A 12,874-nucleotide genomic window follows, 5' to 3' on the forward strand; every position below is an offset into this window, starting at 1 on the left:
TTTTTAATTAGAATCTGGTATTGGAAAACCACGATCACGCATTAAGGCGTCAATTTTTGCATCACGACCTCTAAATTTTCTAAAAGCCTCAACAGGGTCTATGGCATTGCGAGGTTCAAATAAATATTTTACTAATTTTTCAGAAAGTGCAGTGTCATAAAAACCTCCATCAGCTTCTGCAAAAGCTTCGGCAGCATCTGAGGTTAATACATCTGCCCATAAGTAACCATAATAACCTGTAGCATATCCTTCACCTGAAAATACATGGCCAAAATGTGGTGTACGATGGCGCATGACAATTTCATCGGGCATACCAATAGCTTTAAGTGTTTCTTTTTCAAATTCGCGTGGGTTGATGCTTTTAGGATCTGTGGTATGATATTTCATATCCATAATAGCAGATGCTAGAAACTCTGTTGAAGCAAAGCCTTGATTAAATGTAGATGCTTTTTTAATTTTAGCAACTAAGGTCTTAGGCATTGGTTTGCCAGTCTTATAATGTTTTAAAAATTGATTAATTACTTCATCAGTAGATAGCCAACGCTCAAGTAGTTGTGATTGGAATTCTGTGTAATCACGAACACCACCATTTAAAGTTGGGTATTTTACATTTGAACTTAGAAAATGTAACGCATGACCAAATTCGTGGAAAAAAGTTTCAGCATCATCCCATGATACTAAGATAGGTTCACCTTCTTTAGCTTCAACAAAGTTTGAATTATTTGAGGCTAATACGTTGGTTTCGCCATCAAATGAGGTGTAAGACCGATAAGTTGTAGCCCATGCGCCAGACCGCTTTCCTTTTCTAGCATAAGGATCTAAATAAAATAAACCAACATGAGTACCATCTGATAATTTGGTAACTTCATAAACTTTAACATCTTCATGAAATACAGGAACGCTACCATCTCTAATTTCTTCAAATTTAAAATCGAATAAACGACCAGCTACATAAAATATAGCATCTGTAAGGTTTTCGAGAACCAAATATTCTTTAACCTCATCAGAATCTAAATTATATTTTTTTTGTCGTACTTTTTCTGCGTAAAATCTATAATCCCAGGGTTTTATCTTAATGTTTTTACCTTCATTCTTAGCAACCTCTTGCATGTCTGCAACTTCTTCTTCAACTCTTGCGATTGCAGCTGGCCAAACCTCCATTAATAATTTCATTGCGTTTTCAGGATTTTTAGCCATGCGGTCTTGCAAACGCCATTCTGCATAATTTTCATACCCGAGTAGTTCAACTCTTTCATCACGTAATGTTAGTATTTGTTTTACTAGATCGTTATTGTCATATTCGTCTTTATTATCACCACGTGAATAATAATTTTCCCAAACTTGTTGTCTTAATTTACGATTTGTTGAGTAAGTTAAAAACGGATCCATAGACGAACGTGTGTTAGTGATGGCAAATAAATTGGGTTGATCACGTTCTTCAGCGGCTTTTTTAGCGGCACTTACAAATGATTTTGGTAAGCCGTCTAATTGAGTACTGTCTAAATAAGTGACATAGTTTTCTTCGTCATGTAACACGTTGTTAGAAAACTGCGTGTATAGCTTTGCTAATTCTTTATTGATAGCGGCATAGCGTTTTTTGTCTTCTTCATTTAGGTTGGCACCACGCATTTCAAAGTTTTTGTAAATTAAGTCGACAACACGTTGCTGTTGTGGTTTAAGCGGCTTTTTTTGACTTTTTTCAAAAACGGTTTTAATACGTTGAAATAAGGCTTTATTTTGATTGATTTTAGAGGAGTAATCAGAGATTTTAGGTGATAGTTTTTCTTGTACAGCTCTAAACTCAGGGCTAGATTTATTACTGCTCCAAATGCCATAGTAAGTGTAAACACGATCAATAACTTTACCTGAACGCTCCATTGCTGCAATGGTATTTTCGAAGTTAGCAGGCTCGGGATTTTGAGCAATTGCTTCTATTTCTTTAAGATGTATTTCTATGGCTTTGTCCATAGCTTCTTCAAGTTCTTCAACCTTCATTTGGTTGAAAGCTGGTACGCCTTGATATGGGCCATCCCAGGCTTGTAATAATGTGTTAGTACTCATTTCAGGTTCATCTTTATTGGCTTCATTTTTACATGCGGTTAAGCCAAGGCCTAAGGCTAAAATGATAATTGTATTTTTTGAGATTTTCATATCTAAACTTGTTTTTGTGTTTTTTGGACGACTTCAAATACTTTTTGGCCATCACATTTAAGAGTTTTAGAAGGATACTTCAATAAAAGTGCGTAATCATGAGTAGCCATCAAAATTGTATTTCCGTTTTTATTAATTTGCTGTAAAACTTCCATAACTTCAATCGAAGTTTGTGGGTCAAGGTTTCCAGTTGGTTCATCGGCTAAAATGAGTTCTGGATCGTTTAGTAAAGCTCTGGCAATAGCGATGCGTTGTTGCTCACCACCTGAGAGTTGGTAAGGAAACTTGAAATTTTTTGTGCGCATGCCAACTTTTTCAAGAACTTCATCAATTTTTTGTTCCATTTCTTGTTTGTTTTTCCAACCAGTGGCTTTTAAAACAAACCATAAGTTATCTTTAATTGTGCGGTCATTTAACAATTTAAAATCTTGAAATACAACACCTAACTTTCTTCTTAGTTGCGGAATTTGCTTTTCTTTTAGTTTTCTCAAATCAATATTAACAATGTGTCCGCTACCATGATTTAGAGGTAAATCGCCATAAAGCGTTTTCATAAAACTACTCTTACCAGTACCAGTTTTACCAATTAAATATACAAATTCGCCTTTATTGATGCTAATGTTAACTTCAGATAGAATAAGGCTTTCACGCTGGTATATACTTGCATTTTTTAACTCTAAAATAGTTGAAGACATAAGTTATATTTTAAAATTTAAAGATACTATTAATTTATGGAGTCTAAAATAAAAGTATGAACTGAAAACTGTTATTCATTACATTAAAGATTAATGTTTATTGCATAATTAAGTCTGTCCGGTGACGTTATATAAACGTAGAGTTTTATCTTTGATTTTTAAATATTGGTTTATGCGATTTATAAAATATGTCATTGTTTTAGCACTAATTTGGAATAACTTTAGTTTTGCTCAGCAAACTAAGCAGTATACAAGTAACTTGGCTGAATATCAAAAAGCAGTAGAGTTTTATGATCAAAATTATTACAAACTTGCACTAGATAAATTTAATAGCCTTGAGACGCAAAGAAGTTCTGTCTTAGCTTCAAATATTGCATATTATAAAGCAAGTGCTTCAGTACGTTTAGGCTTACCTAATAGTGATCAATTAATGCTTGATTTTGTAAAACATTACCCTCAAAGCAACAAACGTAAAATAGCCTTTTTAAGTGTTGCTAATTTTTATTTTGAGTCAGGTGATTATAGGTCAGCAAAAAAATGGTTTACTCAAGTTGACCAAAGTGTCTTGAATTTTGATAATAAAGATCAGTTTTATTTTAATTACGCCTACACGCTTTTTAAAACTAAAAATTTTAAACAAGCAAAAGCTTATTTTAATCGAGTTAGGAACCATAAAACTTATGGCGCTCAAGCTAAATATTACATTGGTTATATGGCCTATCAAGATAATAACTATGAAGATGCCAATACCTTATTTAATCAAGCTAAAGAAAATGGACTTAAGGGCAATAACTTATCTTACTTTCAAAGTGACATGAATTTCAAGTTAGGTAAATTTCAAAAAGCTATTGATTTAGGCCTCGAGCAACTCCCAAAATCTAATGTCCTAGAAAGATCTCAACTCAATAAAATTGTTGGAGAAAGTTATTTTAACCTTAAGGAATACAGTAAAGCTATTGATTATCTAAAAAATTACAAAGGAAAACGTGGTAAGTGGAATAATACCGATTATTATCAACTCGGTTTTGCTTATTATAAAGTTGAACAATATCAAAAAGCTATTAGTGAGTTTAATAAAATTATTGATGGTAAAGATTTTGTGGCTCAAAATGCCTATTACCATTTAGCTCAAGCTTATTTAAAAACTAATAAAAAAACACAAGCACTAAATGCTTTTAAAAATGCTTCTGAAATGCCCTTTAATGATAAAATTAAAGAAGATGCTTTTTTAAATTACGCTAAGTTAAGTTACGAGATAGGTAATACTTATAAGCCAGTGCCACAAGTATTAAAATCTTTCTTAGAAGCATATCCACAATCTGAAGCTTCAACTGAAATAGGAGAATTATTAATAAACTCTTATATTACCTCAAAACAGTTTAAAGAAGCCATAAACATGTTAGAAGGTAGTAATGCTTTCAAAAACAAAAAGGCTTACCAAAAAGTGGCGTATTTATATGGGGTTGAGCTATTTCAAGCAGGTGAATATGCAAAAGCGAAAGTCTATTTTCAAAAATCCTTAGATGAAAGAATTGATTCTGAGTTAATTGCTAAAGCCACCTATTGGAATGCTGAAATTGATTATTTATTTAACAATTTTAAAGAGGCACTAGTAGGCTATAAAGCGTTTAAAGGCATGTCTAGTGCAAAATCCTTAAAATCGATTTACCCTAAAATTGACTACAATATTGGTTACACCTATTTTAAACTTAAAGATTATGCTCAAGCAAGAATAGCCTTTAAAACATTTACCGACTTAAATTCGGCAACAGCTGAAGTATATGATGCTTATGTAAGACTTGGTGATGCAAACTTTGCTGAAGGCGATTATTGGCCTGCAATGGAAGCCTACAATAAAGCTATTGCGATGAACCAGTTTAAAAGTGATTATGCCTTTTTTCAAAAAGCTTACAGCTATGGTTTTGTAAATAAAAATGATCGAAAAATTGAAGAACTTAATAAATTCATTAATCAATATCCAAAATCAATTTATGTTGACGATGCACTATACTTTTTAGCCAATACCTATGCTAACGAGTCTAATTCTAAGCAAGCTATTTCTACTTATCAACAATTAATTTCAAGTTATCCAGCAAGCGCATATCAAGCTAAAGCTCAGTCTCAGCTTGGTTTAGTTTACTATAATCAAGGTCAAAATAATAAGGCTTTAAAACAATTAAAACAATTAGTTGAAAAGTTTCCAAATTCTAAGGAAGCCTTACAAGCTGTACAAACGGTCAGGCTTATTTATATAGATTTAGGTCAAACTGAAGCTTATGCATCTTGGGTAAAACAACTCGATTTTGTTGATGTAGCAGATGCAGATATTGATAATGCTACTTACGAATCTGCAGAAAATAAATTTTTAGAAAACAATGTTGATGCTGCCATTAAAGGATTTAAGAAATACCTAAATCAATTTCCAAAAGGTATTCACACACTAAATGCAAATTTTTATTTAGCACAATTATTGTATGACCAAGAAGAAAAAGAAGAATCTAAAAAACACTACCAATATGTAATCGAGTCGAGTAGTAGTGAATTTACAGAAGAGTCATTAAGAAAATTATCTACGATTTATTTATCTGAAGATAATTATACAGAAGCGATTCCACTTTTAAAACGTCTTGAAAATGAAGCTAATTTCACTCAAAATATAGTTTTTGCTCAAACTAATTTAATGAAAGCTTCTTATCAAACAAAACAATATACAGATGCTATTAAATATGCAGATTTAATTTTAGACTTGCCTAATATTGATAAAGATATTATAGCAGATGCAAAACTGTTTACAGCTCGTTCAGCTATTAAACTCGATCAATTACAGCGAGCAAAGTTAGCCTATCAAGATGTTGAAGCTATGGCTTCTGGTCAATTAAAAGCTGAAGCATTATACTACAATGCTTACTTTTTAAATCAAGATGGTAGATATGAGGCGTCAAATGAAGTTATTCAAAATATTACCAAAAACTTTGCCCAATACAAGCAATATAGCATAAAAGCATTTTATATCATGGCAAAGAATTATTATGCTTTAGGAGATGCTTATCAAGCAACTTATATTTTAGAAAATATAATTAAAAATTTTGGTGAGAGTTTCCCGAATATAAAGCAAGATGCAGAAGCGACTTTAGCTGAAATTAAAGAAGAAGAAGCTAAAACTAATGCTTCAATTGAAGTTAATAAAACTTCAACTGAAAATAAAGATGACTCAGTTGAAGAAAGTGTCCCATCATCTGAAGGTAATAACTAAAATTGTAACTCATATATTTTAAGTTAAAACACTTTCTGCTTTTAGATAAATAAATTTTACCAACTAATAAAATCAACAAAGCCGCTAAATTAGCGGCTTTGCCATATCAATCATTAAAAACGAATAATTATGTTACAATTATTCAGTACAAATATAGTTAACCTAAATATTTCTTTAAAATTGAACTTCTAGATGTATGGCGAAGACGTCTAACGCCTTTTTCTTTAATTTGTCTAACGCGCTCACGCGTTAAACCAAAGGTTTGACCAATTTCTTCAAGTGTCATAGGCTGTTGATTGCCTAAACCAAAAAATAATCGAATAACATCGGCTTCACGCTGCGTTAAAGTGTCTAAAGAACGTTCAATTTCAGTTTGTAAAGACTCTTGAATCAATTCTTGATCTGGATTTGGAGATTCACCATAATCTAAAACATGGTATAAGTTAGAGTCTTCACCATCTTTTAAAGGTGCATCCATAGAGATGTGTCTTCCAGAATTTTTTAGTGATTCTTTTACATCACTAACTGTCATTTCAAGTTCTTTAGCGATTTCTTCTGGGCTTGGAGGTCTTTGATGGCGTTGCTCTAAAATGGCAAAGGTCTTATTAATTTTGTTTATTGACCCAATTTTGTTAAGCGGTAATCTAACTACTCGAGATTGTTCAGCTAAAGCAGATAAAATAGATTGTCTAATCCACCAAACAGCGTAAGAAATGAATTTAAAACCTCTTGTTTCATCAAACCTTTTGGCAGCTTTTATTAGTCCCAAATTACCTTCGTTAATTAAATCGGGTAGAGTTAAGCCTTGATTTTGATATTGCTTAGAAACTGATACCACAAAGCGAAGGTTAGCTTTAGTTAATTTTTCTAAAGCTCTGTCGTCACCAGCTTTAATGCGTTGTGCTAATTCAACTTCTTCCTCGGCTGTAATTAAGTCTACTTTACCAATTTCTTGTAAATACTTATCAAGTGAAGCTGTTTCACGATTGGTAACTTGTTTGGTGATTTTTAGTTGTCTCATTTAAAATAAAACGAAATTAATGGGTTATTATGTTTTATATTTTACGTTACCATGTTTCAAAATGTTACAAAACATATTAATTTTTAAATAAAAAAAGCGCAACTGCTTTATTGGTTGCGCTTTATAACAAATAAATTTTGAAACTATTGTCTAATATGGCCGTCGCCCCAAACGTAATATTTATTAGTAACAAGTTGTTTTAATCCTAATGGACCGCGATGATGTAGTTTATCTGTAGAAATTGCTAACTCAGCACCTACACCCATTTGCCCACCATCAGTAAAACGAGATGAAGCGTTTTGATAAACCGCAGCACTATCTATTTGTTGCATAAATGCCATCGCTTCTTCATTATCTTCAGTCATAATAACGGATGAATGACCACCTGAGTATTTATTTATTATTGAAATAGCTTCATCAAGATGACTTACTTTTGCTAAAAGAATTTTCATTGCTAAAAACTCTTCAAACCAAATATTTTCATCAGCAGCAACTTCAACATCACTCAATTGACTTTTAAGGTTTTCATCAATTATCGTTTTTACTTTATGATTTTCAAGTGTTTGATGTAAATCTTTAACTTTATTATCAAAATCACTGATGTTTTCATCAATCAATACTTTATCAAGGGCATTGCAACCTGAAATTTTATCAGTTTTTGCATTGATGATGACTTTCTTCGCTTTTTCCCAATCTGCATGTTTTGAAACGTACAAAAAGTTATTACCTCGGCCACTAATTAGCACTGCGCATTTAGCATGAGTTTTTACAAATTCGATTAGTCGTTCTCCACCTCTTGGTACGATTAAGTCAAGTTTCTCTGAAGGATTACGAAGAAATTCTTGTGTTTCATCACGGTTCATGTGCATCAATCTTATCCAATCTTTGTCTAAACCGTTTTCTTCTAGGGCTTCATGCCAACAAGTTTCTAAGATTTTGTTTGAGTTATTAGCTTCTTTACCGCCTTTCAATAAAATTTTGTTGTTGGCTTTAAATGCTAAAACAGCAGCTTCAATTGTAACATCTGGTCTAGATTCATAAATAATCATTATGGTACCAAAAGGATCAGTTTTATTGACGATTTTTAAGCCTGAATCAAGGATGCGTTCAGAAATTGTATTACCGACTGGGTCATCTTGATCTTTAACCTCTTTTATGGCTTGTATCATACCATCAACTTTAGCTTGATCAACAACTAATCGGTCATATAATGCTTGGTCATCTCGATTAAAAGCTTCTAAGTCTTTTTTGTTTTCTGCAATAATATCATCTCTTTTCTTATCGATGATATTCATCATAGATTGTAAGACTTTATTTTTTAAAGTTGTATCTAGTAGTTTCATAAATTTAAGTTTAAATTGTAAATTTTGTACCGACTTCTTTTCCTTCTAATATATCAAGGATAATATTTTCATTTTTACCGTTAGCTATAAACGTCGGTATGTTTTTACTAGCGGTATCTTTAGCTATTTTAAGTTTAGACTTCATTCCACCGCGGCCTTCACCTTCGCCTTTTTCACTTGCTTGAACATATTGTTCTACGTTATCATGAACCCTTACGTGATGTAATAATTTTGATTCTTCGGCTTCTGGATGGCCTGTGTATAAGCCATCAATATCTGTGAGCATTAATAACATGTCTGCATTTACTAATTCAGCGACTAAGCTTGCTAATTCATCATTATCAGTAAACATAGACATTGATAATGAAACGGCGTCATCTTCATTGGCGATAGGGATAATTCCTTCAGCTAATAAACCTTCATAACAATTAATCATATTTTCGCGATACTTTCCGGGTGCAAAATCTCTTTTAGTTGCTAAGACTTGACCGCAACGCATTCCGAAATCATGAAACATTGAGTAATAATGACGCATCATTCTTGGTTGGCCAACCGAAGAGTAAATTTGACGTCTTGTTGATTTATCTTCGGCAGAGCATCCACCGAGAACTTCTTTACCAGCAATTGCTGAACCAGATGAAACTAAAATAGTGATAATGTCTCGCTCATATAAATAGGCGATTTGGCGAACTAAATTTTTAAGTATTGGACCAACAATACGGTTGTTCATGTTAGTCATAACATTTGTGCCGACTTTTACGACAATTCGTTTAGAATGCATATTTTGAAGTATTAATTATGATTCGCCTAATTCAACCGCCTTATTGAAAGCAGCAAATGCAGCATCTTTTATTAGTTGATTAACATTATTATCATCCATAGAGTCTAGAGCAGCTCTAGTTGTTCCGCCTTTTGAAGCAACTCGATCCATCCAAGTTTCTGGCGAAAGGTCAGATTCATTAAATAACTGGACAGCACCTTCAAAAGTATTTGAGACTAAAACTTTAGAATCATTATCTGAAAAGCCCATTTTTTTAGCAGCTTCTAGCATTGATTGCATAAAGTAAAATATGTATGCTGGTCCGCTTCCTGAAATACCAGTTGACTTATTGATGAATTCTTCATTTTTTACATGGATAGATTCACCAGTTGTATCTAGTAAATTTCTAATCATAAGGAGTTCAACTCTTGATACAGCTTCAGATTCGGTGTAAGATGTAACACCTTTACCTACTTTTGCGGGTAGGTTAGGCATAGTCCTGATCACTTTTGGAACACCTAAACCATCTATCATAGATTGTATTGTTACACCAGCCATTAATGACACCATTATTTGGTTGTTGTTAAGCATGGGCTTCATTTTTTTGAATAAATCATCTGCATGATAAGGCTTTACACCTATGAAAACAATATCAGCTTTTGGTAAACAATCTTCTAGCTTTTCGTATACATCGAAGTAAGAAATTTTTCGTAAAGTTTCGATTGTATCAGCAGATACGTCGTGAATCATTAAATTTTTACGGTTAAGTAAAGGAGACTTTGCCATTCCTTCAGAATAGGTAAGACCCATATTACCTGCACCAATTACTAAAACTTTCATGTTTAGTTTATTTTTGATTAATATTTATTTAAAATGTACAATTTTCATGCGAACTTAATTAGATGTAGAATTATATCGATATTTTATCGATAATTCACTAAAAAGACTTAAAAGAGGTTAAAATTCGCAATGAAACTTGCTTAAAGTTAATAAATTAAACTGAAATAATGTCAGTCTAAAATTAGTAAGATAAAAAAAAGCTCCAGATGGAGCTTTTTATTTATTTGTCAGATTTTTTCTGTTCTTTTCTTTCAGGCTTTGGAAGCAGTGCTTTTCTAGAAACCTTTTCTTTTTTGGTTCTTGGATCTATACCAAAATATTTAACATCTAATACATCGCCAAGATTTACGACATCGGTTACATTATTTGTACGTTCCCATGCTAATTCTGAAATATGTAATAAGACTTCATTACCTGGCGCATCGACATACTCTACGACAGCTCCAAAATCCAGTATTTTAATAACTTTAACCTCATATACTGAACCTTTTTCAGGTTTAAAAAGCATAGCATCAATTTTATTTAAAACCATGTCGATACCTTCTTGATTAGTACCTAAAATTTCAACAACGCCTTTTTCATCAACTTCATTGATAACGATAGTTGTATCAGTAGCTTTTTGTAATTCTTGTATGGTTTTTCCTCCAGGACCAATTAATGAACCTATATAGTCACCAGGAATAGTTCTAGTAATGATTTTAGGAGCATGTGCTTTTACGCTTTCATTAGGAGTAGCAATTGTTTCGGTAAGTTTGTTTAAAATATGTAATCTACCTTCACGAGCTTGCTTTAAGGCTTTTATTAAAATTTCATAAGATAAACCTTTTACTTTTATATCCATCTGACAAGCTGTGATGCCATCTTCTGTTCCTGTAACTTTAAAGTCCATATCCCCGAGATGATCTTCATCTCCTAAGATGTCAGAAAGCACAGCGTAATTTTCACCATCAGTAATAAGTCCCATGGCAATTCCTGAAACAGGTTTCTTTAGTTTAATTCCAGCATCCATTAATGCCATTGTTCCTGAACAAACGGTTGCCATTGAAGACGATCCATTAGATTCGAGGACTTCAGATACAACTCTTACGGTATAAGGGCAATCTTCTGGAATCATTCCTTTTAGTGCTCTTTGTGCTAAATTTCCATGTCCGATTTCTCGACGTGAAGTTCCTCTAATCGGGTAGGCTTCACCAGTACAAAATGGCGGGAAGTTATAGTGTAGATAAAATGTTTCTTCACCTGCATAAGTTGGTGTGTCAACAATGTTAGCTTCACGAGAAGTACCAAGTGTTACAGTTGCAAGTGCTTGAGTTTCACCTCGAGTAAATATTGCAGAACCATGCGTAGATGGTAAATAATCAGTTTCACACCAGATAGGTCTTATTTCATCAAGTTGTCTACCGTCAAGTCTAACTTTTTCATTTATTGTAAGATCTCTTACGGCTTGTTTATGTGCTTCATCAAAATACTTAGAAATAAGCTTAGCGTTTTCCTCTAATTCTTCTTCAGTAAACATGTTTTTAACTTCATCTTTAACTTCAGAGAATTTTGTGCCACGCTCAAGCTTGTTTAATGCTTGCTTTGCTATATCATAACATTTTTGGTAAGCAGCATCAAAAATCTTAGATTTTAAATCTTCATTTTCTTCAGTTGCTTCGTACTCACGAGTTTCTTTTTTTCCGACTGCTTCAGCCAAATTACGTTGTGCTTCACATTGTTTTTTTATGGCTTCATGTGCAAATTTTATGGCTTCAGCCATTTCTTCTTCAGAAACTTCATCCATTTCGCCTTCAACCATAGATACGCTATCTTCTGATGCACCGATAATCATATCTAAATCTGCTTCTTCCATTTGTGCACGGCTTGGATTGACTATAAATTCACCATTCACACGTATGACTCTTACTTCTGAAACTGGATATTCGAAAGGAATATCAGACAATTGAATGGCAGTTGAAGCTGCTAAACCAGCCAATGCATCAGGCATTACATCATCGTCATGGGACATAAGCTGAATCATCACTTGGGTTTCATAACGATAATCTTTTGGGAAGAGTGGTCTTAAAGCGCGATCAACTAAACGCATTACAAGGATTTCTTCGTTACTAGGTCTTGCCTCTCTTTTGAAGAATCCACCTGGATATTTACCAGATGCGGCGAATTTTTCACGATAATCTACTGTGAGTGGGAAAAAGTTCATTGTGCTAGGTGTATGTGATGATACAACTGTACACAAAAGCATAGCATCGCCCATTCTAACAACAACAGAGCCGTGAGCTTGTTTAGCTAATTTTCCGGTTTCTAGACTAATGGTTCTACCATCGTCTAAGGTAATAACCTCTTTAAAAGTTTTTGGAATCATGATTTAAATTTTAATGTTCGTTGTTGTTGTGTTGTGACGAGCTTAAAACTTAATAGAAACTATTCAAAAATGGGAAAGAGGCAATTTGATAATAAAAAAGGGGCGAAAACGCCCCTTTTTAAACTTATTTTCTTAATCCTAAATCTTTAACAATAGCTCTGTAACGTAAAATATCTTTATTTTTAAGATAGTTTAAAAGATTTCTTCTTTTACCTACAAGCTTAACTAGCGAGCGTTCAGAATTAAAATCTTTTCTGTTTGTTTTTAAATGCTTTGAAATGTGATCAATTCTTTTGGTCATCAAAGCGATTTGACCTTCAGCAGAACCTGTGTCTTGTTCGTTCTTGCCAAATTGAGCAAACATTTTGCCTTTTTCTTCTTTTGTTAAGTACATGCCAATATTGTTTCAATAATTATTATGCGATGATAGATTTTCTATCAAAGTACAA

9 protein-coding genes are annotated in these 12,874 nt (G+C 33.0%); 1 reads left to right on the plus strand and 8 read right to left on the minus strand.

Annotation, left to right across the window (positions count from 1 at the left end; all coding sequences use genetic code 11):
- Positions 1 to 3: 3 nt before the first annotated feature.
- Positions 4 to 2,151 carry a M3 family metallopeptidase gene (locus tag IMZ30_RS10215; protein ID WP_207038206.1) on the minus strand — a complete coding sequence of 716 codons (2,148 nt, stop codon included), beginning with the start codon at positions 2,149 to 2,151 and terminating at the stop codon, positions 4 to 6.
- A 2-nt stretch (positions 2,152 to 2,153) separates the two neighbouring features.
- Positions 2,154 to 2,846, minus strand: coding sequence for a cell division ATP-binding protein FtsE (locus IMZ30_RS10220; RefSeq protein WP_207038207.1), 693 nt, complete (start codon positions 2,844 to 2,846; stop codon positions 2,154 to 2,156).
- Positions 2,847 to 3,018: 172 nt separating this feature from the next.
- Between IMZ30_RS10220 and IMZ30_RS10225 the strand changes: the two genes are divergently transcribed.
- The gene (locus IMZ30_RS10225; RefSeq protein ID WP_207038208.1) at positions 3,019 to 6,099 is read left to right on the plus strand and encodes a tetratricopeptide repeat protein; all 3,081 of its coding nucleotides are present in this window, start codon (positions 3,019 to 3,021) and stop codon (positions 6,097 to 6,099) included.
- Positions 6,100 to 6,256: 157 nt separating this feature from the next.
- On the opposite strand, the gene IMZ30_RS10230 is transcribed toward IMZ30_RS10225, so the two are convergent.
- From IMZ30_RS10230 to rpsO, 6 genes are all read right to left on the minus strand, one after another.
- Positions 6,257 to 7,120 carry an RNA polymerase sigma factor RpoD/SigA gene (locus IMZ30_RS10230; protein ID WP_073193044.1) on the minus strand — a complete coding sequence of 288 codons (864 nt, stop codon included), beginning with the start codon at positions 7,118 to 7,120 and terminating at the stop codon, positions 6,257 to 6,259.
- A 143-nt stretch (positions 7,121 to 7,263) separates the two neighbouring features.
- Positions 7,264 to 8,463, minus strand: coding sequence for a glutamate-5-semialdehyde dehydrogenase (locus IMZ30_RS10235; protein WP_207038209.1), 1,200 nt, complete (start codon positions 8,461 to 8,463; stop codon positions 7,264 to 7,266).
- A 10-nt stretch (positions 8,464 to 8,473) separates the two neighbouring features.
- Entirely contained in the window at positions 8,474 to 9,244 is a 771-nt protein-coding gene (gene proB / locus IMZ30_RS10240; protein WP_207038210.1) for a glutamate 5-kinase, read from the minus strand.
- Positions 9,245 to 9,259: 15 nt separating this feature from the next.
- Positions 9,260 to 10,063 (minus strand): pyrroline-5-carboxylate reductase, encoded by an 804-nt coding sequence (gene proC / locus IMZ30_RS10245; protein WP_207038211.1) that lies wholly within the window; start codon positions 10,061 to 10,063, stop codon positions 9,260 to 9,262.
- Between the two features lie 220 nt (positions 10,064 to 10,283).
- The gene (locus IMZ30_RS10250) at positions 10,284 to 12,425 is read right to left on the minus strand and encodes a polyribonucleotide nucleotidyltransferase (protein WP_207038212.1); all 2,142 of its coding nucleotides are present in this window, start codon (positions 12,423 to 12,425) and stop codon (positions 10,284 to 10,286) included.
- Positions 12,426 to 12,549: 124 nt separating this feature from the next.
- A complete protein-coding gene (gene rpsO, locus IMZ30_RS10255) occupies positions 12,550 to 12,819 on the minus strand; it encodes a 30S ribosomal protein S15 (protein WP_073193049.1) in 270 nt (89 codons plus the stop codon).
- Positions 12,820 to 12,874 lie beyond the last annotated feature (55 nt).

It is taken from the genome of Psychroflexus sp. ALD_RP9, from assembly GCF_017311165.1.
Lineage (GTDB): Bacteria > Bacteroidota > Bacteroidia > Flavobacteriales > Flavobacteriaceae > Psychroflexus.